This window comes from Streptomyces sp. NPDC040545 (assembly GCF_055595065.1).
This window is the reverse complement of the sequence record NZ_JBVIWA010000020.1, coordinates 50,573-70,146: the sequence shown is the minus strand read 5'-3', so window position 1 is coordinate 70,146 and position 19,574 is coordinate 50,573. Positions and strand designations below refer to the sequence as shown.

Here is a 19,574-nt window from a genome sequence, read left to right as displayed (position 1 = left end):
TGGTCGGCACTGGGCGAAGGCCGCCGCTCCCGGGCCGCCACCGTCGCCGCAGGGCCTGCCGCCGCTCGCCCGGCCAAGTCCGCAGGAGCGGGTGCGGCCACTGCGCCTGAGGGCGGCCCGTAGCTAGGCGAGTGTGAGCCGGGCGGCCTTGGCCGGGATAGGTACCAGAGCAAGAACGGCCCGGGCGTCGGGCCGGGTCAAGCCGCCCTTCTTGCTCTGGAAAGCAAGGAGGGCAGCGGGGGAAGAACTTGCGCAAGAGTGGCGGACCTGGTTGGCGATCTGCTGCCGGCTCCAGACGGTGTCTTGCTGGACTCAGGCCAGCACGGTGATGGCCCGGGCGAGTTCGGAGTCGGCCGGCAGAGGCCGCGGGCTCGCGGGTGGTGAAGAAGTCGGCCCTGGGGCGGGCTCGCGCCGTGACGTTCAACGTTTGGAAGGCGCCGCAGGTTTCGCGGTCGTCACGCCCCCGGGCCGTGCCGCTCTTGACATAGGCCTCATACGGCCAGGGGAAACGGAGGCATCAGCCCGGGGCCCGCGTCGCCCCGCGAAATTGCCGGTGACGGTGCCGCTCTTTGAGGAGGCCTCGCGGGCCAGGGGGGCTCAAGACCTCCGTCACCGGCGTGAAGCGGATCGAGCCCTTGCACGAACGAATTCGGACCGCCTACAGATCAGATGAGGGGGCTCGCCGTCGGAGCCTCCGTCATCTGGGCCCGAGACGGCAAGCGCCTCCACCGTCCGCTTCCACCGCTCCTCCCCTTCCCTGTCGTCGCCCCCGCAAGCCGCCACGTATGCCAGCACCACCGGCAGTGTCGGCAACTGTTCACCCGCTGCCGCCTGGGAGCGCATCGTGACCGGATAACCGGCCCACTGCGCCGGTGTCCGGCAGGCCATTCCACCTGCCTTCGAACGCAGTTCGCGCAGCTCGAATGCGAACCGCTGAACCGGACCCGAATCAGGGTCTAACGGCACCTCACGACGCCCCGCCACACTCCTACCCCCATGTACGCCCTGGACCGCCGGCCAGCCTATGTGCGCTCCGTGCCGGCAAGAAGGTCGCGTCCGGCGATTGTTCGGCCGCCAGGACACCCCTGCCGAACAATGCGCAAGCCGATGGAATCGGTGATGCAAGGCCAAGGGCCCCGCCCCGTGGAGCACCGCGGGCCGCCTTGGGGCTCCTTGCTTCACACATCCGCACAAGGAGGAGACGAACATGCGCGCACGTATGCTGCTCACCAGCGTTACTCTGGGAGCGACCGTGCTGATGGGCGGTACCGCCGCAGCACAGGCAACACCCTCGCTCTCTCAAGCCGACCAGGCACGGACCGTGGCGCCGTCGTACGTGAAGTACATCGGCACATTCACCAAGGCGGGATGCGAGGCACGGAGGGATTCCTACGCTGGCTCCGCCTACTGCGAATTCCGCGGGACCAACAAGTACGCCCTGTACATCTTGGTGCCCTGAGCCTCCTGCTCAGGCTAGCTCCGGAACCAGCGTCTTATCACGAGAGTGCGCAGCACCCATGGAGACCCCTGAGGCTCTCCGGTGCCACGGATGAACCGGGTTCTCCGCTCTTCTCGTGGACCAGCGGCCCGGAGCCGGTACCCCGGCGCTCGGTGCCCGTCCCGTAAACGCTGGCAGCCGGCTGATCAGGATCTTCACAGCAGCCCCAAGTGGGACCACCGCGGCCCCCGAGGGGGCCAGCGTCCACGGCTGTTTCCAGCGGTCGCTGCAACACAGCCGTAACACATCAAACCGCGAGCGGTTTGTGCAGGCGCTCGGCTGGGATTCCCAGCCGAGCGTTCTGCGTGGGCGCCCATTGCATGCGGCGGCCTACTGCCGACGACGGGTGAAGATCTCTGGCATGCCGACCGGCCGCTCGCCGACGCCGCCGAGGGCGTGCGCCAGCTGGAGCAGTTCTGGGAGCTTCGGCCGAACGAGGAGGGGATCACAGATGTCGCCGACACCTACGCCTTCTTCGCCGCCCTCTGCCTCCGGTATGCCCTGCTTTCCCACGGCCCGGGAAACGCTGAAGACGCGGCGTCCTGCGGCCATGCGGCGCTCACCGCGATGGGCATGCTCGACCAGAACGTGCCAGGAGCCCGCTTCCTAGCCGAGGAACAACGGCTCCAGTCCCTCTCGCTGAGCGGTGACGCCTCAGGTCTGTGGGACGCGAGCGTCGCGGCAGGGTGTGAGAGGTTCCGTGCTGTGTCGGGCCGCCTGACCCGCTGGACATGCTTCTGATCGCTGCCGGTGAGATACGGGCCTCTGGTCATGCGGCCGCCGTGCCGACCTCGTCGGGCGGAGCCGGGAAAGCGAGTGCCTCGTCAAAGCGCTCGTCCTGCTGGAGGCAGTGATAAAGCTGGCCGATCATGCGGTTGAAGAGGTTCCGCCGGGCGGCGGCGTGCCGGTCTGCGTGGTTGTCGCGGCGTCGCCGGTAGTGGGCTTTGGCGCCGGGCGAGGCGGTGATCGCGGAGAGCGCCCAGAGGTATCCGGCGTGGTTGAGGCGGTCGTTCTTCACCCAGCGTCGGGTGATGCTGCACTTCCTGCCGGACGCCCGGGTGATGGGCGAGGCGCTGGCGCAGGCCTTCAGGCCGCGAGCGTCGGCGAAGCGTTTCCGGTCGTCTCCGCGGACGATCGCGTAATTCCCCAGGTTCCCGTCTGTCCGCGGGCTCGTGATTCGTCTCGTCAGAGGTCCACTCGACGCTCGACAGCCGCACCGCCCGAGCCGTAGCGCAAGAGGACGTGTGCCGGGCGGAACGGCAGGTCGTGCAGGATGGGGGCCATCACAGTGAAGAGTGCGTCGGCGTCCGGTCCATAGGCGTAGAGGGCCACCTCGCCGCCTCCGTATTCGTTTCCATCGAACTCGCCGACGTCGGCCTGCTCGATCGCCTCGGTCAGCAGGGACTGCGCCTGGCGGACGACCTCCCGTTGGCTGGGTTCGCCGAGGCCGTCATCGGCCAGTCGATAGTGGGCGATGACGGCGTGCTCAACGTCGGTTTCTGCTTCGTCTGTGTCGGCCATGCGGGAACGATCTCATCCCGGACCGATCTGTGGGCGTTCGCGCATTTCCCCACCTGGTCGGCTGGCGCGGTGGTGCCTGGGCATGAGGGGGTCGTCGGCTGGTGAGGGGCCTCTGGCAGACTTCGCGGCATGGGATTGTTCAAGCGGGCCAGCAAGTCGGAGAGCCCTGGGCAGGTAGTTGATCCGGCTGACCTGAGCACGCTGCTGCTGCAGGGCGAAGACGTGATCGACCAGCTGGCTCGGGCGCACGTGTCCTGGGGGCTGGGCTCGGCGGACCGCTGGGGCCTGGATCAGAGGACGGGCCTCATCACGTGGACCTTCCCCGAGAAGACCGCGACGGCGCCCGCCCAGATCCTGGCCAGCTTCAGCCCTTCGTCGGGCTCGTGGCTGTGGGCCTGGGCGAACGAGAGCATTCTCCCGGAGATGAGCCGCGACGCCCGAACCGTTCGGAACTGGGCAGAAGCACATGGCCATCACGCTCTGGCTCAACCGAAGGTCGACGCCGACGAGCAGGCCGCGGCAACCCTCGCGGCTCTGGCCGTCCGGATCACCAGGGCAACCGGCTTCTATCGGGGCCCGGGAGGCAACTCCGTCGCGATCATCACGTTCGGGCCGGTCACCTTGACCGCTGCGGATGGCAGCACGTCCACCTTCAACATCAATATCGACTAGCCGAACCGGCAGCGCGGTGCCGTGAGTGATCGGTGCCTAGCCTTCAGCAGGGCCCGGCCAGCACCGATCCGGGTGATGCGGTGGGCAGATCTCCTTATGGGGTCGTCTTTCCGTTCTTGTCAGTGGGGTTCCTGGGCCGCTTGTCCAGGCGGTAGCTGGGGCCGTTCATGATGACCTGGTGGCTGGTGTTGATCAGCCGGTCAAGGAGCGACTCGGCAACGACGGGGTCGGGGAAGAGCGGATACCAGTCGCTGGGTGCCCGGTTGCTGGTGATGATGAGGGACCTGCCCTGCCGTTCACTGACCAGTTCATCGAGGTCATCGGCCTGGGCCGCTCCGAGCTGGCGCACGGCGAAGTCGTCGAGGATGAGCACGTCGGGCCGTACCAGTTCACGGATCCGCTTGTCCCAGGTGCGGTCCACGTGGCCGCCGGCGAGGTCCGCGAGGATCCGGCTGGTCTTGGCGAACCGGACGTGGGCGCCGTGGCGGACCGCGAGGTGGCCGAGGGCCTGGGACGTGTGTTTTCCCGACCCCGACCGGACCGAAGAGGATGACCGACTCGCCGGAGTGGAGCCAGCGGCAGGGCTCCGAGATCGCGGATCTGGGCGGCGGGAAGCTTCGCGGAGGCGGTGAAGTCGAACTCCTCCAGGGTGACCTGCTGCTCGAACTTCGCCCGAGTCAGGCGCCGTTGGAAAGCGACAGTCTCGCGCTGGGTGATCTCGTCCTGGCAGAGACCCTGCAGGAAGTCCAGGTGCCCGAGCTCGCCGCCGTGGGCCTGGGCCAGGTGGCTCAGCTTCGTGCGGCGGCAACTCTGCGTCACGACAGCAGGACCCGCTTGCGGAGAAGTCGCAACCCTGCGCGGCCGAACATCTGGCGCTTGAGCATCTCCGGGCGTTGGTGCAGCGGTCGTCCAGGTAGGGCTTGTAGTCGTCGAGGACGGAGGGCCCGTTCTGCCATTGGCCGGTGAACAGGTCCTCCGACTTCGCGGCGTCGGCGAACTGTTTGAGGGTCCGCCAGGTCATCCCGAGTTGTCGCTGGATCGAGCGTTGGCTGTGCCCTGCCTTCAGCAGGGCGTGCACGGCTGCGTGCCGGGATCGGGTCCGGTCGGCGAACCGGTGTCCGCGTGGCCATGGCGACGTGGTCGGGTCCGTGGCCGGGACCGTCGCGGGCTGGGGCTCAGGTGACGGTCCGGGAGGAGATCGATTGGACGGCGGGTTTCGACGTCCACGAGGACGGTGCCGTAGTGGCGGCCCTTGCGGGTGGCGTACGCGTCGACGCCGACCACCCGCGGCGCCGGTGCTTCCGGCTCGGGCAGCGCGTTGACCAGGCGCAAGACCGTGCTCCGGCTCACGGGCATGCCGAGGACGTCGGCCAGCCGGGCGCCGGCTCGGCCGGCCAGGGCGAGACCGAGTGCCGCGAGGGTCGAGCGCAGTCGTTCCGTGCGCTGACCGTGCCTGCGGGTCAGGCCGGTTATCTGCTCCACGAAGGTCCGGCGCGGACACAAGGTCGTCGGGCAGCGGAACGGCCGGACGCTAAGTTGCAGCACGACCCTTCGCCCGGCGCTGGGCACGTCGGCGGGAAACTGCAGGTAGGAACTGTGAACGCGGGTCGACCAGGCCCCGCATTCCGGGCAGGCCGCGCCAGTCGTGGTGCACTTCGCATCAACACGCACTATCGCGATGTTCACGTCCACCGACAGCAGCGCGACGTTCGCGATCGACGGGAACAACAGCTCCTTCAGTCGGAGCACGACCTCTTCCACGGCCCCGTACTGTCAGCCCAACCGCCTTGACCACGGCTAATGCTCGGGCGACTTCGAGCATCGCCTGCCGACCCCCAGCTGTCACCCAGAGTCGCCGCTGCACGGAAGCTGAGCCAGAACCCGAGAACGGAAGGCAGCGAGCCACAGGGGCAGCGAGACGGCGTTGAAGCCGCACCCCCGGCGGCCCCCAATGCAGCCAGGCTCGCGGGCGGCGGCCAGCGGGCCGCCGGGGGCGGTGGTGTCCAGGCGCTCGTGCGACCAGGTGAAGCCGATTCTGTTCGCGCGGTGCGCTGTCCTCGCAGGCCAGCTGCTCCGCGCCAGACACCCGGGCCTACCGCTCAGGGAACGGGCGGCCCGGGTGGACCGGCCCGACGTCAGCCGGGCGCGTCGTGCGACTCGGTGGTGCGGGACCGTGAGCCGCCTCAGTTACCGATGCCGGAGCTACCGAGGCCGGAGTTTCCGATGCCGTGGCTGCCGATGCCCGTGTTGCCAAGGCCCGCGTTGCCCAGACCCCAGTTGGCGACGCCCGCGTTGCCGACACCGCCGTTGAGAGCGCCCGCGTTGCCGACGCCCGAGTTCCCGATGCCTGAGCTGCCCACGGAATGGCCCGGCCCCGTGCCGTCGGCGCTGGCCGCACCGGCGCCGCAGACAGCCAGCACCGCCGCGGCACCCAGCGCGGTCGTCACGCGGAGAAGAGTTGCATACATATTCGAGTACCTCCTATTTCGGGCATCTTGGCTTACTATCCCTAGCACGCGGCCATGCCCAATACGGGGAGGAATGCCCCGAAACCGCCGTGTCGCCCAGAGGTCTCGTCCGACGGCGTACGGGTCACGGGTCCACGGTCCAGAGGACCTTTGTAGGCGAGGGCGACCGCGGTGGGCAGGTCCCCTTCCGCGTGTGCGGCCCACACGGCCGCCCCCTGCTCCCGGTACTCCTTGGTTGCGAGGGTGGCGGACAGGCCTGCGGACTCCGGGGCCGGCTCGCGGGGCAGGGCGGCGGCGGTGCGCTCGGGTGGCGAGCGTGCAGTGGACGGGGAGGCCGGGTCCGGGCACTGTATTGGCGCCCGGCGGCTTCGTCAGCTGAACATGGCGGCGGCCGCGAGCCCGAGGTAGACCAGGGCGACGAGGTACCGGGCCCTGCCTCGGCCCGGCGCTGCGCGGCCGCGCAGCCTTCTCGCGAGTGCGCCAGCGGTGACCGTGTACCCCAGGTCCATGGCCGGCGCGACCGTGAAGGTGATCGCGGCGAGTATCAGCAGTTCCGCGCGGGTTTGTGCGCAGCTGGCATCTTGGCTTACCCGCTGTGGCAGGAAGGCCAGGAAGAAGAGCATGACCTTCGGGTTGAGGGCATTGACGAGGATCCCTTCGCGGTAGACGCTCCACAGCCTCCTGGGTACGGGCTGGGCCGAGTCGCCGGGCGAGCCGGCTCCGGTGAGGGAACGGATTCCGAGGTGGAGGAGGTAGGCGGCGCCGAGCGGGGTGATGGCTTTCAGTGCTGCCGGTTCGGCGGAGACGAGTGCGGCGGCTCCGAAGGCGGTGGCGAGGGCGTGTATCAGGGTGCCGGTCTCCACCCCGAGTGCCGAGACCATCCCGGCGCCGGTGCCCTGGGCGATGCTGCGCGTGCAGATGTGGACGAGGCTCGGTCCGGGCAGGCCTACGGGGGCGGCGGACGCGCCCACGAAGAGCAGCAGTTGCTGCGGGTCGGAAAGGACGCTCATCGCCGGTCCGCTCCGAGCAGAGCCGGCAGCAGGGTCAGTGGTGGTGCGCCCAGGTTGAGCGGCGCCGTGTGGAAGCGGGTGTGGGTGAAGCCGGGCCCCCAGTGCTGGCGGGCCCGGTCACGCAGGTCGAGGATCGCGAACTTCCTGCGGGTGTAGTCGCCTGCCTGGGGGTCGAGCAGGCAGCGCGTGGCCTGCTGCGCGGCGAGTGCTGGGGGTGTGTGCCTCTGCTTCGAACCGGGCGGCCGCCTGTTGGTGGGTGAGTTCTCCGGTGTGCAGCCCGATGATGCAGGCCGGGCGTGTCAGGCGCAGCAGTGCGTCGCGGGCGGCGGCCGCGGTGTGCCGGGGGTCGCCGTCGCCGAAGCCCGCCTCGTTCCCCCGACGACCGGACCACGCCCCCAGCCGGTCCCCCGGGCTCAGGTGGGAACGGCGGCGTGGGGCAGCGCGGGGCCGCGCAGGGCGTCCAGACGTGCCTGCGCCAGCCGTACGTAACGGGGATCCAGGGCGGGCAGGGCCCCCAGAAGAGCGACCAGTTCGGGCCCCGACTCCACCGCCGAAGCCCGGTCCGTGACCTGGGACCAGCAGTACAACGCCCCCGCCGCCGCGGCATGGACCTCGGGAGCAGCCGCCCTCTGACCGGACAGCCGGACCCGGCAGGCCCCCATCCACAGCCCCGTCGCCAGCGGGAAATCGCCCGCCATCCGAGCCAGATCCGCACGGATCTCCACCCACTGGAGCGCCTCCGGCGAGGAGAACCCGTACAGCTGCCGGACGTGCTCCTCCCAGGCTCCGGCCAGAGCAGCCGCCTCCGAATGACGGCCGACGGTCGCCAGCGCATGGATGTACGGACGCGGATCACCGCCCGGATCCCCACCCGGCAGCCCGCCCGCGGGCGGAGCGGCCGGCTCGCCCCGGTCCTGCCGCCCTCCCCGCCGGTCCGCCCCCTGCGGGCCCGGCTGCTGCCGCTGCGGCGACGGACCGGAACCCATGCCCAGCTCGCGGGCGGTCGGCAGGACCAGCGCACCCGGCGGAAGACCCGCCGCCCCCGCCGCCAGAGCGTGCAGCTGCACATCGGCCGGACGGACGGGACCACGGCGCAACTGCTCGATCCACTGCCGCGTGTAACCGCTGACCGCACCGCTCCCCGCCGCGAAACCCGGCGGGCACACCACCCCGACCACTACCCCGCCCGGCAGGCCCGGCAGACCACCCCACTCCTGGAGCAGCGACCACGCCTCCCTGTCCGCCGCCAGATCGACGAGTACCCTCGTCGACCCGGCGGGACGAGCCCGCAACTCACCCACCACCCAGTCCCACGGCACTGCCGTGTAACGCACGGCTGCCCGCGCCGTCCCCGCCAAAGCCAGAAACAGACCGCGGCCACGCCGGCCGGCCGTGAGCCGGCCCGAGAGATAGACGAACAACGGACCCGGAGTCACAGCCGCCGCACGCAACCGCACCAGCACCGTGTTCGGATCACACACCCCGTCCAGACACACCATGTCGGTGGGGATTTCGCTCCCCAGCAACACCGAAGCCGGCACCATCCCAAGAGCCGCGACGTTCGCACTGGGGGCGAGACGCACCGCCCGGCGGGACACCGCCGCATCCCCCGCCACGAGAAGGACATGACCCCGCTGCTGCCCCGGACCGATCAAGTACATGAACAGACCGTACCCACCCCACCAGCACCGCCACCACCGACCGCCACCGGACAGCCCCCACACACGGACAGAACGGCACACCGGCGAACGCGCCGGTCCGGCTGGCAGGCAGGCAGGCAGGCAGGCAGGCCGACGATCCGCCGAGAAGGAGGCGGGGCGCCATGCCCACCGGCAACCTGGTCTACCCTCGGTCGGATGATCGAGTACGTGAACCAACTCGGCCCCGGCGCACCGCGGATCGGGCCGCCGCCCGCGGGCTCGACCACCTCGGTGTGGTCCCTGGACACCACCGCGGACACGGTCGGCGGGTACCGCGTCGAGGAGGCGGACGCCGTCCTGGACGCCGGGGAACGCGAGAAGGCCGCACGGCTGGTGCTGCCCGGCCACCGCCACCGCTACCGCGCCTCCCACCTGGCACTGCGGGTCCTGCTCGGCACCCGCCTCGGCCTGGACCCGCGCGAGGTCACCCTGGTCCGGGAGGACTGCCCGTGCTGCGGTGGCCCCCACGGCCGTCCCGCCGTCGCCGGCGGTGACATCCACTTCTCCCTCTCCCACAGCGGCGACCTGGCCTACCTCGCCTTCGCCGCCGTCCCGGTCGGCGTGGACGTCGAGGAGACACCCGGTGCGGACGCCGTCGCCGACGTCCTGGGCTCCCTACACCCGGCGGAAGCCGCCGAACTGACCGCCCTCGCACCACCACGGCGCCCCGCCGCACTCGCCCGCCTGTGGTCCCGTAAAGAGGCCTGCCTCAAGGCCGCCGGCACCGGACTCGCCCTCGGCCTGGCCGAACCGTACGTCGGCTCCGCCCCTGCCCCGGCACCCGTGACGGGCTGGATCCTCACCGACCTGCCCGCCCCCGACGGCTACGCCGCCGCCCTCGCCGTCGCGGACCACCACCCTGAGCGGGGGAACCCGGCATGATGATCACCGTGCCGGGCGGACACGTCACCCTCTCGGACCGCCGCACCGAACGCACTTGGACCGTCGAGGTCGCCGCCTTCCGCCTCGCGGCGCACCCGCTCACCCGAGCCGCCCGCATACAGATCACCGCAACACACCCCGCCGGCGCACAGGACGGCCAGGACGGCGGACGCCTCCCGGCGCACAGCCTGTCGTGGTGGGACGCCGTCCGGTACTGCAACGCCCTGTCCCGGCAGGAAGGACTGACTCCCGCCTACCAGCTCCCCCACAGCACAGACACCGCGGACGGCGGGGAGGCCGTCGTCGCGTGGGACCGGGACGCGGACGGCTACCGGCTGCCGACCGAGGCCGAATGGGAACACGCCTGCCGGGCCGGCACCACCGGCCCCCGCTACGGCCCCCTCGACGACATCGCCTGGCACCGCGGGAACTCCCGGGAACGCATCCACGAGGTCGGCGGCCGCCGCCGCCCCAACCCCTGGGGCCTGTACGACAGGCTCGGCAACGTCTGGGAATGGTGCTGGGACCTCTACGACCCCGAGGTGTACGGCAGCTACCGCGTGCTACGCGGCGGCGGCTGGTTCGACGAACACTGGAGCTGCCGCGCCTCGGTACGCCGGCGCAGCCACCCCACACTCCGGATCGAGGACGTGGGACTACGCCTGGCCCGCACCCTGAGGCTCTGACCAACCACCCACCCGCCCGCGTGATGAGCAGCCTTCGCCCCCTCAGTCGGTCGAGTGGCCTGCAGCGTCGAGTGTCCGGTTGAGCTGGTGGAGGTGGTCGGCGGCTTCGGATGTGCGGGGGTTGTTGAGCCGGACCAGCGCGTCGTGTGCGGCGGTCAGGGCCGCGTGGGCTTCGTGGTGGCGCGTGAGGTGGCGCAGGACGATGCCGAGGTCGAGGCGGGCCGGTTCGCTCCAGGCCGGCATCTGCGCTGCCTGGAAGTGGGTGAGTGCGTAGCTCAGGGGGTGTTCCGCTTCGTTCCATCGGTGGAGGGCGGCGAGGTCGTTGCCGATGTGCTGGCGGGTTACGGCGAGGTAGAGGCCGATCAGTTCCTGGGGCTTTCCGGGGACGCCGGCTCGGCAGATGGCTTCGCTGCGCCGGTGGATGGTCAGGGCTTCCTCGGCGCGGCCGGTCTGGCGCAGGTGCTGGCCGAGGGTGTTGAGGACGGTGAGCTCGGCGAGGCGGCTCTCCGGGCCGGTCTGCCCGCTGAGGTGGTCGGCGGCTTCTTGGAGCCAGGTGATGGATTCGCCGGTTCGGCCGAGCCGGTGGAGCGCGCCGGCGGCGTAGCCCAGGGCCCAGCCGACCTGGAGCTGGTCGCCGCTTTCACGCGCTGCGGCCAGGGCGGCCCGTGCGGTGGTCAGGGCTGCGGTGTGGTCGTAGAGGCACATGTTGTAGGCCCAGGACAGGTAGTTGAGGTGGACGGCCTCGTCGTGTGTGCTGCCCAGGGCTCGGGCGGAGTCGACGGCCCACCGGAAGACCTGTGCCCAGGCTTCCCAGTGCGGGGTGCGGTCGGAGAACCAGTGCATCGCCTCGGCGGTGTCGAGGACCTGTTGGTGCAGGCCGCGTGCTTGGGCGCGGCCCAGTGCGGCGAGCCACTGGGCCCTCTCGGCCTCCAGCCAGGCCCGTGCCTGTTCGTGGTCGGCGGGTGCGGTGGCGGGATCGGGGTCGGGGGTGGGGCTGGTGTCGGGGTGGGGTGCGGTGTCGAAGAGCCGGGCTGCGGCCGTCGCGCGGTGCAGTGTCCAGAGGTCGGCCCGGTTCTGGGCGGCGGTGGTGTGCGCGGGCTCGTCCTCCTCGGCGAGTTGTTCCGCGGCGAAGAGGCGGAGGAGGTCGTGGAAGCGGTAGCGGTCGGCGGTGGGGTGGGGCTGGAGCAGTCCGGCGTCGGTGAGGTCCTGTGCGCATCGGGCGGCTTGGCGCAGGGGCAGTCCTGCCAGGAGGGCCGCGCTCTGGGGGCTGAAGTCGGGGCCGGCGGCGAGCGAGGCGCGGCGGAAGACGGTGCGGGTGGGCGGGGGCAGTTGTCGATAGGACAGGGCGAAGGCGGCGCGGACCTGCAGGGAGCCGGCTTGCAGGGTGTCCAGGCGGGTGGTGTCCTCGGCGAGCTGGGTTGCGAGTTTGGTGAGGTGTTCGCCGGGGCGGGCGGCGAGACGTTGTGCGGCGATGCGGACGGCGAGGGGGAGGTGGCCACACAGGTCGGCGAGGTCGCGGGCGGCCTGGCTCTCGCGGCGTACCCGTTCGGGGCCGATGACGCGGGTGAGGAGTTCGACGGCCTCCTCGCGGCGCAGCAGCGTGAGTTCGGGGCGGTGGACCGCTTCGAGGCCGGCCAGTGCGTTGCGGCTGGTGATGAGGGTGAGGCTGGGGCTGTGGCCGGGCAGCAGGGGGCGGACTTGGTTCTCGTCGGCGGCGTTGTCCAGGAGGAGGAGGATCCGGCGGTCGCGCAGCAGGGAGCGCAGGAGGCCGCTGCGGTCCTCGGTGGTGGTGGGGATGGCGCTGTCGGCCGTGCCGAGGGCGCGCAGGAGCCGGGCGAGCGCGTCGCGCGGCGGGGTGGGGTGGGGGTCCATGCCGCGCAGGTCGATGGCGTACTGGCCGTGCGGGAAGTGGGGGGCGAGGGCGTGGGCGGCGTGGACGGCGAAGGCGGTCTTGCCGAGGCCGGGCTGTCCGCTGACCACGGCGACGGGTGGGTGAGCGGGGTCCAGGTGTCCGGCCAGGGCACGGAGCCGGTCCAGGGCAAGGCCGCGTGCTGTGAAGTCGGCGATGTCGCGCGGCAGTTGGAGGGTGTGGTGCGGGACGGGCCGCGCCTGTGACCGGGTGCCGGGCCCGGCTCCGGAGCGACCGCGGGCGCGGGGGCGGGGGCGGCCGAGGCCGGCGGTGTGTTCCAGTTCGGCGGCGGCCGCGTCGTCCAGGTCCAGGGCGGTGGCCAGGGCTTGGACGGTGCGGCGCTGCGGCCCCCGGGAACGTCCGCGTTCCAGGTCCGAAAGGGCTCGGACGCTCAACCCGGCGGACTGCGCCAGTTCCTCCTGGCTGAGCCCTGCACCCGTTCGCAGCGCATGCAGGCGCGCGGCGAACCCCTCGTCACTCATGACTCGAATCCCCTGGTCGGCGTGGTCCCCCCGGGTCGGCGGGTGCTACCGGCAGAAGTATGTCAAGACGTTACATCTACTTCTGCCGGTGGAACTTCGTGGTCCGTACCCCGTCCGGGCGGCTTGGCTGGGCACCGGCGGGCCGGGCCGGAGCCGTTCGACCTCTGCCGGCGCAACCGCATGGTCCGGCCCGGTGTCGGCCGTGTCGGCCCGACGTGGCACGGACGGTCGGCGGCCGGTCCGCCGGGCATCACGGCGCCCCGGGCATCACGGTGCCGCGGGCGTCACGGTGCTCCGGGCGTCACGGTGCCGCGGGCGTCGCGGTGCTCCGGGCCGCCCGCCCACACCGCCGTCCGGCAACCGGTGCCGCACGCCCGCTCCGGTTCCAACGACCGTATTGACCCTGGGGAACGACATGTTTGCAAGAGGCTTCCGCGTGCTGCGAAGGCTGTCCCTACCCATTCTTTCGCTGCTCTTCCTGGCCACGATGCTGCCCACCCCGACGGCCGCGGTGGCGGCGTCCGGAAGCAAGTACGGAGACGCCCGCCTCGACCAGTGGTCGTCGCTGACCACCCACAACTCCTACGCGGACTCGGGGGCGATCCCGCCGAGGAACCAGTCGCGCGACATCTCCCGGCAGCTCGACGACGGCGTGCGCGGGCTGATGCTCGACACCTACTACCTCTCCTACGACCCGGAGGGCAACGTCGACCTGATGATGTGCCACACCAAGATCGCCTGCTTCGAGAGCTTGCGCGGCGGGCTCCACAGGGTGGTGGACTTCCTCAAGGCCCACCCGGAGGAAGTGGTCACGATCTTCCTGGAGAACTACGCCCCCCGCGCGCCCCTCACGGAGGTGATCTCCGAGGTACTGGAGGTCGAGAACGCGAAGAACCTGCTGTTCTCGCCCAACCAGTACGACATCGACAAGCGGAACTGGCCGCGGCTGCGCGACATGGTCTCCGACAACCGCCGCCTGGTGGTGTTCCAGGGCACGTGGGGAGATGACGTCCCGGTCAAGTCCAGCGACGGGAGCAAGGAGTACGGGCGCCTCATGCACACCTGGGCGCGCACGGTGGAGACGCTCTACGACTACCACGGCGACCGGCCGAGCGGCTGTGCCTCGCGCAACAGCAACCCGGTGGGGCAGAACCCCATGCCGGGCACGGCCCTGACACCGCTGTTCACCATGAACCAGTTCGACTCGAGCGTGTGGAACCCCGAGGCCAAGGCGCCGGGCGACAACGGCTCGGCCCTGAAGAAGCGCATCGACAAGGACTGCCGTCCCGCCGCGGGCCGTAACCCGAACTACGTCGCGGTGAACTTCTACGAGCAGAGCGACACGGGCGGCGTCACCCCGATGTCCGTGGTCAACGAACTCAACCGCAACGCCCACGTTTTCCCGCCGCACCCGGCGCTGTGGACCGTCACCCCGAACAAGCAGTTCATCGGGCAGACCTACGAGACCACCGCACCGAACCGCTGCATGGTGCGCGGTGAGGACTTCCCCGACGGCACGGGCGGCGTGGTCACGCAGCGGGCCTGCGCGAGCCCGGCGCCCAGCAGCCAGCAGTGGACGGGCACCCTGCCGCCCTACGACAGCCAGAACTACTACTGGATCAAGGCGGGCAACGGCAACTGCCTGACCGTCCCGTGGAACCTCGGCGTACCGCCCGGCAACGGCATGCAGCTGTTCTGGTGGCCGTGCGAGAGCCGGTGGGCCTCGGACAACCAGCTCTGGGAGATCATGCCGGCGGAGCAGTACGGCGGGCGGCGCGCCACTTACTTCATCAACCGGTGGACCGGCAAGTGCCTGACCCTGGATCCGGCGACGAACGGCGGTAAGGCCGGCAAGGTCACCCAGGACGTCTGCCCGACCCGCTGACCCGCTGACCCGCCGACCTGCCGACCCGCCGACCCGCCGACCCGCCGACCCGCCGACGGAACCCGACACCAGCCCGGCCGATCAATCGGCCGGGCTCTCGTCGTACTTCCCGAGGTCGTCACCGACTCGCTCGGGGTGCTTCCTCTAGTGGCCGGATCGGAAGAGGGCTGCCCCAAGAGTGGCAGCAGGTCGGCCGGCGTCGGCCGTTCCGTCGGGCACCTCGGCGGGACGCAGTACGGTCAGTGCGTCTTCCTGACGAGCGACCATCGCGAAGGAGAAGGTGTCGACCTCCAGACAGAGGTCGACATCGTCGGGATGAGCGCCCTGATATCCGCGTCGCACTCCGTCGGCAAGGTCGGCGGCAGCCCGGGAGGTCCTCGCGCGGTGCAGGTACGGGGCCGCCTCGGCATCGCCTCCGGCGAGATGCCCGCCGATGTATTCAGCGCAGGCCAGGTCCTCGGCGGCCTGGCCTGCGTCGCCGGTGACGACGAACGTCACCGGCCCGGACCCCTCGGACCTCAGGAACCGCGCTGTCGCGCCGGCCACCACGAAACTCGCGCACAGGACCAGCGGCGAGCTCGCGACGGCCAGGGCACCGACGCTTCCCGCCGTCGTCTTCTGCACCACCGTGCGGCCGGTCAGATCGAGGGACCTGATCAGACCGGGTGAGTTCACCGCGTCGAAGCCCGCCGCCGGAGCGCCGTCCTTCAGAGCCAGCCAGCCCGGACGGCTCTCCTTCCAGGCCGGCGCCTCATCCTCCGACGAGGCCAGGACGATCCTCTCGGCCACGCGAGAACGCCCAGGCAGCCACGGTGAAAGCCCGCATCACGTCGACGACGACCGCAACACGCGGAACGTCCGTCAGCTCCGGAATACCGACAAAATGATGGTCCATCTCGCCATTCTCGCCGAGGCCCGTGCGGCTGATGCCGACGCGCGATCCAGCGGCCGCCACCGGTGTCTCGGGACACGCGGCAAGCTGAGTGACCGTCGGTTTCGGAACCTTCGATTCCGGGGACGGTGTCCCAGCATCGCCGTGATTGTCCCGCGCCATGACGGCGCCCGACGTGACAGCCGAGGGAGACCATGGGTTGGAAGAAGGCCCGACGTCGGACGGCCACGTCGGCCGCCCTTGCCGGAGTGGTCACCCTCGTCCTGGCAGCTCCACCTTCGGTCGGCGCCGAACCCCGGACCGGGACCGCGCCGTCGTTCGGGACCGCGGCCGCGCAGCGGAACGCCTCCCCGACGCCGCCTCCGCCCCGGCTCCCCCGCGACTTCCGCGGCAAGGGCAAATGGATCGTGCGCGACCTGGACATCACCGTGCCGTTCACCTGGGAGGGCAGGGACGGCGACAGCCAGATGACCGCAGGGGGCCCGCAGTACCCGATCTGGTTCACCAACCTGATCTACCACGACACGCTCTACACGCTGACGTACAAATGGCCTGGCCTGGACGAGCATCCCTGCTCACGCATCCCAGGCTTCAACCTGGAGGCGCTGAACCAGGGGTTCGAGAACGCCCGGTTCGTCGGGCCGGAGACCCTGCGGCGCACCCCGCAACGGCGCGTGAACCACTGGAGGGTGGGCGTGGTCTTCCCGGACCTGCCTCCCGGGAATTACCCGCGTCTACCGCTCGCGCTGGGCGACATCTACGTCGACGAGCACAACCGAGGCACGTTCTGGCAGGTCCTGCAGTTCGGTGTCCAGAACCTCTACGACCCCGAGCTGGACGAGTGGCTGGTCATGGACACCTTCGAGCACCGGCCCGGAACCGTGACGCTCCCCCAGCGGTGCGAACCGCCCGGGTGAACGTGGCCCGGCACTTCCTGTGGCAGGTCCGGGCTCGGGTCCGGCTGCCTGACGGGCCGGGAGAACAGCAGCCGATGCCATCGAGGCCGACCCTCGGCATGGGCATCCGGTCGCGATGGTGGGTGACGGCGAGGTGGTCAGCCTGTCACTCACGGACTCCTTCGGGGTGCTCCTTCCGGATCTTCGTCGCGGCCCCGGGCAGGCGATACAGTGCGCGCCGTGGACATACCCGACTGGTACGTCTGGATCGCTCTCGGTCTGGCCGTCCTGCAAGCCCTTGGCCTCATTCCCATCGTCCGCCGGTTGCGCGGTCCTGACTCCGTGGTGCGCTCAGCGGCACGTCTCGAACTGCTGGATGCCCTCGCCGCCCTGCTGATCATCAGCGGCCTGCTGCTGAGTCTCACGGGGGCGAAGTCCTGGTTCTGGCTCGCTCTCACCGGCTTCGCGCTCATGGCCGCCGTCTACGTGGTGAAGGGTGTCCGCCGGCTCCGCGCCCGCCGCAGCCCCGCTTCCTGATCCGTAGGGCAGGCCGTAAGGCCGGCGACGAGAGCCGGACCGCAGGAAAGGCCCCGGGGTCTGCTGGGGCCTTCCTGGTGCCTGACGGCCTTCCGGTGCGGGCGGGTCTTCAAGCGTTTTCGACGGTGTTCGTGAGCCTGCGGCCGCAGACGCAGGCATCGGCCGGCGGTGGCTCAGCCGGAACATCATCGCCCCGGTATGCGAACCACCGGATCACCGCGACTGCCCCTCCCCGGGGCACCGCCGGGATCCCCGCCTTGCTGCCGCCCCGGCTCGTTGCCGGGCTTCCGGACCGTGCTCCCGCCCCGCTCCTCCCCTCTCACTTGGCCCGCCGGCTTCCCCGGGCCGTTGCCGAGGCCGACGCCGGAATCCTGGCCCCGGCCCTGGCCTTGACCCTGGCCCTGGCCCTGCCCTTGGCCTTGGCCTTGACCCTGGCCCGGTGCCTTCCCGTGGCCGTTGCCGGGGTCGACGCCCGAGTCCCGGCCCGGTGACTTCCCCGGATCCTGGCCCTGGCCCGGCTCGTTCCCGCGCGCCGTTCCGGGATCGTTGCCGGAGCTCCTGTCCGGAGCCTTGCCGGGCTCCTCGCCGGACTCCGGCACCTTCCCGGGGACCTTGCCGGGCTCATGGCCCGGCGAGCTCCCGGACTCCTGACCGCTGCCCTTGCGCGTGTCGTGACCGGGGGCCTTCCCGGACTCGTGGCCGGACTCCGGAACCTTCCCAGGAGCCGCGTCCGGTGCCTGGCCCGCGCCCCTGCCGGGGTCCTTGCCGGGCGCCTTCCCCGACCCCTTCCCCGGGCCGTCGTCCGGCTGCTGACCAGGCACCTTCGCAGGATCCTGGCCTGACTCCTGGCCCGGAACCGTCCCCGAGTCCTTCCCAGGGGCCTTGTCCGGGTCCTGGCCGGACTCCTTGCCCGGGTTCTGTCCCGACTCGTTGCCGGGCTTCCGGCCCGACTCCTGACCCGGCGCCTTCGCCGGATCCTGACCGGGCGCGTTGCCTGCTTCCTCGCCCGGCACCTTGTCCGAGCTCTCGCCCCGGTTCTCGTTCGCCTCCTTGCCCGGCGTCTTCCCAGGGTTCTCGCCGGACTCCTTGCCCGGGTCCTTCTCCGCGTCCTTGCCCGGCGCCTTCCCGGGAGCCTTGCCGGACTTCTCACCCGGGTCCTGGCCGGGCTCCTTGGCCGGCTGTTCGCCCGGCTCCTGGCCGGACTCCTTACCCGGATCCTTGGCCGGGGCCTTCGCCGTGGCCTCACCAGGCTCCTTGTCCGGCTCCTTTCCCGGGGCCTTGTCCGGCTCCTTGTCCGGGGCCTTGTCCGGGTCCTGGCCGCGCTCCTTGCCTGCGTCCGGTCCGGGGGCCTTACCGGGCTCCTGGCCCGACTCCTTCCCCGGGTTCTCACCCGACTCCTTCCCCGGGTCCTTGCCCGGGCCCTTCTCGGGGGCCTCGCCCGGGTCGGTACCGGGCTCCTGACCTGGTGCCTTCTCCGAGCCCTCGTCCGGCTTCTGGCCCGGGGGTACGTCCGGTGCCTTTCCAGGGGCCTGGTCCGGGGCCTGGTCCGGGGCATTGCCCGGGCTCCGATCGGGCGCGGTCCCCCGGTTCTGGCCCGGCGCCTGGACGGGAGTGGGCTCCGGGGGCTGGTTCCGGGTCGCCTCAGAGGGCGGCTGGACCGACCCCGGCCGGGCCGCCGGCAGGACCGGGTAGGCAGAGCCGGGGGTCTGGCCCTGCGGGGGCGGGACCTCGCGGTCGTGCTTGGCCTCCGCCGCTCCGCTGGGGCGCTCGTACCATCCCCTCCGGTCCTGGTCGAAGACCGTGACGGTCTTCACCGGCTTCGCGGCGGGCTTGACCGCGACGAGGCCGGAGGACCGGAACGAGGACCACTTCGCGCCGCTGTACGTCTGCCCGCCTCTGACCGCGACGGGCGGATTCAAGGGGTTGCCACAGGCGCAGCGGACCCGGGGCACGCCTTGGCCGTCGACCAGCACGGGAGTGCCGGCCTGCAGAACCGCCTGGTAACTGGTGGGCGCGCCATTCCGGTATCCGTGATTGGTGACCCTGGTGTCCCAACCCAGCCGGACGGGAGTCAGCGACCGCAGGTACGAGGGAATCCCGGACTGCCGGATACCCAGCGAGACGGCAAACGCCCTGCCCTTGTCCGGGTGCTCGGTGAGGAACCGGATCTGTTTCTCGACGTCACAGCTCGCGACGTTCCGCGTTCCGCCGTACAGCCCCGGATACCCGCCGTCGACCTCGAGCGTGCGCGCGCCGCTCGTGGCGCTCGCAGCGCCCGCACCGTCCTTCGCCTTCGCGCCCGCGGGCATGGGCATGGTCTTGGCGACGCTCTCGGCCTGTGCGGCCGTCGAAGGAGTGAACGGGTCGGGCCCGGGCTCCGGAGCGGCCTGGAGGAAGACCTCACCGCCCGCCGTGGAATTTCCCCCCAGCACGGTGAAACTGAGGACCACCGCCGACACCACGGCCACCGCCGTACCCACGCTCAGCACGGCCCTGCGCGATCGCCACCTGCGAACCCGGCCGACGCCACCCGCCG

The 19,574-nt window shown here is 71.0% G+C and carries 15 protein-coding genes and 4 pseudogenes; 8 read left to right on the top strand and 11 right to left on the bottom strand.

What is annotated here, in order from left to right; translation table 11 throughout:
- Nucleotides 1-126 precede the first annotated feature (126 nt).
- Nucleotides 127-366 (bottom strand): annotated as a pseudogene (locus ACZ573_RS30500) (IS110 family transposase); the annotation flags it as partial.
- 841 nt (nt 367-1,207) lie between these two features.
- Here ACZ573_RS30500 and ACZ573_RS30495 point away from each other — a divergent pair.
- A complete protein-coding gene (locus ACZ573_RS30495; RefSeq protein ID WP_471310281.1) occupies nt 1,208-1,459 on the top strand; it encodes a hypothetical protein in 252 nt (83 codons plus the stop codon).
- Between the two features lie 435 nt (nt 1,460-1,894).
- Complete coding sequence (locus ACZ573_RS30490) at nt 1,895-2,239, top strand: hypothetical protein (RefSeq protein WP_471310278.1); 345 nt, start codon at nt 1,895-1,897, stop codon at nt 2,237-2,239.
- Nucleotides 2,240-2,267: 28 nt separating this feature from the next.
- Here ACZ573_RS30490 and ACZ573_RS30485 read toward each other — a convergent pair.
- Nucleotides 2,268-2,624 (bottom strand): annotated as a pseudogene (locus tag ACZ573_RS30485) (transposase); the annotation flags it as partial.
- Between the two features lie 59 nt (nt 2,625-2,683).
- Complete coding sequence (locus ACZ573_RS30480) at nt 2,684-3,019, bottom strand: hypothetical protein (RefSeq protein WP_471310276.1); 336 nt, start codon at nt 3,017-3,019, stop codon at nt 2,684-2,686.
- 129 nt (nt 3,020-3,148) lie between these two features.
- Here ACZ573_RS30480 and ACZ573_RS30475 point away from each other — a divergent pair, with 129 nt between their 5' ends.
- A complete protein-coding gene (locus tag ACZ573_RS30475) occupies nt 3,149-3,691 on the top strand; it encodes a DUF6882 domain-containing protein (protein ID WP_471310273.1) in 543 nt (180 codons plus the stop codon).
- A gap of 94 nt (nt 3,692-3,785) precedes the next feature.
- Here the strand turns inward: ACZ573_RS30475 and istB are convergent.
- The 5 genes and pseudogenes from istB to ACZ573_RS30450 form a co-directional block, all read right to left on the bottom strand.
- Nucleotides 3,786-4,480, bottom strand: a pseudogene (istB, locus tag ACZ573_RS30470) (IS21-like element helper ATPase IstB); the annotation flags it as partial.
- A 273-nt stretch (nt 4,481-4,753) separates the two neighbouring features.
- Entirely contained in the window at nt 4,754-5,452 is a 699-nt protein-coding gene (locus ACZ573_RS30465) for a transposase family protein (protein ID WP_471310271.1), read from the bottom strand.
- Nucleotides 5,453-5,874: 422 nt separating this feature from the next.
- Nucleotides 5,875-6,138 carry a hypothetical protein gene (locus tag ACZ573_RS30460; RefSeq protein ID WP_471310268.1) on the bottom strand — a complete coding sequence of 88 codons (264 nt, stop codon included), beginning with the start codon at nt 6,136-6,138 and terminating at the stop codon, nt 5,875-5,877.
- A gap of 392 nt (nt 6,139-6,530) precedes the next feature.
- Nucleotides 6,531-7,169: a LysE family translocator gene (locus tag ACZ573_RS30455; protein ID WP_471310265.1), complete on the bottom strand. Its 639-nt coding sequence runs from the start codon at nt 7,167-7,169 to the stop codon at nt 6,531-6,533.
- Nucleotides 7,170-7,582: 413 nt separating this feature from the next.
- Complete coding sequence (locus ACZ573_RS30450; RefSeq protein WP_471310262.1) at nt 7,583-8,503, bottom strand: hypothetical protein; 921 nt, start codon at nt 8,501-8,503, stop codon at nt 7,583-7,585.
- A 522-nt stretch (nt 8,504-9,025) separates the two neighbouring features.
- On the opposite strand from ACZ573_RS30450, the gene ACZ573_RS30445 reads away from it, so the two are divergent.
- Nucleotides 9,026-9,751 (top strand): 4'-phosphopantetheinyl transferase family protein, encoded by a 726-nt coding sequence (locus ACZ573_RS30445; protein ID WP_471310260.1) that lies wholly within the window; start codon nt 9,026-9,028, stop codon nt 9,749-9,751.
- Nucleotides 9,751-10,437 (top strand): formylglycine-generating enzyme family protein, encoded by a 687-nt coding sequence (locus ACZ573_RS30440; protein WP_471310445.1) that lies wholly within the window; start codon nt 9,751-9,753, stop codon nt 10,435-10,437. Before ACZ573_RS30445 ends, ACZ573_RS30440 begins: the two co-directional genes overlap by 1 nt.
- Nucleotides 10,438-10,479: 42 nt before the next feature.
- Here ACZ573_RS30440 and ACZ573_RS30435 read toward each other — a convergent pair whose 3' ends face one another.
- Entirely contained in the window at nt 10,480-12,828 is a 2,349-nt protein-coding gene (locus ACZ573_RS30435; protein ID WP_471310257.1) for a helix-turn-helix domain-containing protein, read from the bottom strand.
- Between the two features lie 436 nt (nt 12,829-13,264).
- Between ACZ573_RS30435 and ACZ573_RS30430 the strand changes: the two genes are divergently transcribed.
- Nucleotides 13,265-14,713 (top strand): hypothetical protein, encoded by a 1,449-nt coding sequence (locus ACZ573_RS30430; protein ID WP_471310254.1) that lies wholly within the window; start codon nt 13,265-13,267, stop codon nt 14,711-14,713.
- Between the two features lie 144 nt (nt 14,714-14,857).
- Here the strand turns inward: ACZ573_RS30430 and ACZ573_RS30425 are convergent.
- Nucleotides 14,858-15,608, bottom strand: a pseudogene (locus ACZ573_RS30425) (2-phosphosulfolactate phosphatase).
- A 191-nt stretch (nt 15,609-15,799) separates the two neighbouring features.
- Between ACZ573_RS30425 and ACZ573_RS30420 the strand changes: the two are divergent.
- Together ACZ573_RS30420 and ACZ573_RS30415 are read left to right on the top strand one after the other, a co-directional pair.
- Entirely contained in the window at nt 15,800-16,522 is a 723-nt protein-coding gene (locus ACZ573_RS30420) for a hypothetical protein (RefSeq protein WP_471310252.1), read from the top strand.
- Between the two features lie 219 nt (nt 16,523-16,741).
- Complete coding sequence (locus ACZ573_RS30415; protein WP_471310249.1) at nt 16,742-17,038, top strand: hypothetical protein; 297 nt, start codon at nt 16,742-16,744, stop codon at nt 17,036-17,038.
- 185 nt (nt 17,039-17,223) lie between these two features.
- Here the strand turns inward: ACZ573_RS30415 and ACZ573_RS30410 are convergent, their stop codons facing one another.
- Nucleotides 17,224-19,518, bottom strand: coding sequence for a DUF6777 domain-containing protein (locus tag ACZ573_RS30410; RefSeq protein WP_471310246.1), 2,295 nt, complete (start codon nt 19,516-19,518; stop codon nt 17,224-17,226).
- Between the last annotated feature and the right edge of the window lie 56 nt (nt 19,519-19,574).